Source organism: Streptomyces sp. NPDC006265 (assembly GCF_040613555.1).
In the GTDB taxonomy this organism is placed as follows: domain Bacteria; phylum Actinomycetota; class Actinomycetes; order Streptomycetales; family Streptomycetaceae; genus Streptomyces.
Map to the genome: position 1 here is coordinate 1 of NZ_JBEXSH010001413.1, position 1,385 is coordinate 1,385.

Consider the following 1,385-nt stretch of genomic DNA (forward strand, 5'->3'; position numbering starts at 1 on the left):
GATTTCCTGTCCGGCCGGTACCGACAGACGGTCGCCCGGATCAACCGCGAAGACCGGACCGCGGCCGACAAGGGCGCCCGCATGTCGCTGTTCGGCGCGCTGTGCGGCGGCCTCGGATCGGCTGTCGTGTGGGCGGCGGTGGTGTGGCTGCTGGCCACCGGCCGCATCAGCGTCGGCCACGCCGGCACGGCCGTCTTCGCTCTGCAGACAGTGGGCCAGTCTGTACGCGGGCTGGTCGCCGTCGGGGCCCGTGCCGTGCGTACCGGCCTCTACATGGACGACTGGACAAGGTTCCTCGACTTGGCCGGCGGCTACACCATGCGCCGCGGCGAGCACCGGCCAGCGCCACCGGACGAGATCAAGATCAAGTCGGTCTCGCACCGCTACGCCGGGAAGGACCAGGACGCGTTGTCCGACGTCTCGCTCACGCTGCGCCGGGGCGAGGTCACCGCACTGGTCGGCTTCAACGGATCGGGGAAATCAACGCTGTCGAAGCTGGTCAGCGGCCTGTACCTGCCCACTGGAGGACAGGTGCTGTGGGACGGCGTCCCCACCGACGACGCCGACCCGCAGGCACTGTGGCAGCAGGTGGCCCTGGTGCCGCAGGACTACGCGCACTGGCCGCTGACGGTCCGCGAGAATGTCACCCAGGGGCAGCCCACGGTCCGCGGTGACGCGGCGGTCCTCGAAGCCTGCGAGGCCTCCGACGCGGATGAGGTCGTCGACAAGCTCGGCGCCGGCCTGGACACGCTCCTGGCCCGCGAGTGGCTGAACGGAGAGGAACTGAGCGGCGGCCAGTGGCAGCGCATCGCGCTCGCCCGGGCATTCTTCCGCGAGGCGGGGCTCCTGGTCCTCGACGAGCCGACGGCCAACCTCGACCCTCGCGCCGAATACAGAATCTTCCAGCGGCTGCGGGACCTGGCCCAGGACCGGGTGGTGTTGCTGGTCACGCATCGCATCACCAACGTCGCCGTGGCCGACCGGATCGTTGTCCTCGACGAGGGCAGAGTCGTGCAGGAGGGCACCTACAAGGACCTCGCCGCCCAAGAAGGCGGCCTGTTCCAGCAGTTGCTGTCCTACCAGGTCACCTCGGAGCCGGACGGCGAGAAGCACGGAACCCGCGCGTGAAGGGCCCCGACACCACTTCACCAGCTCCGCCCGGGCGCACGGCCCCCGCTGACCCGCCCACCCTCGACCCATCCACCAGTCCTTCCATGCTTTTCCGAGGTGTTGACGTGCCGATCACCCGCTCCCACATCCGCGCGGCCCTCGACAGCTACCTGACTCGGCACCCGCACGAGCGAGAGTCCCTGGCCGGCCTGCTTGCCGTCCTGGACGGGCCGGACGACCCGTCCAGCCGGGCGACTCTTCCCGGCCACGTCACC

General features: G+C 70.2%; 1 protein-coding gene. It reads left to right on the forward strand.

The window, feature by feature from the left end; all coding sequences use genetic code 11:
* Positions 1-1,128, forward strand: a 1,128-nt coding sequence (locus ABZ281_RS49380; RefSeq protein ID WP_356665385.1) for an ABC transporter ATP-binding protein, incomplete at its 5' end; no start/stop codon positions are given.
* Positions 1,129-1,385 lie beyond the last annotated feature (257 nt).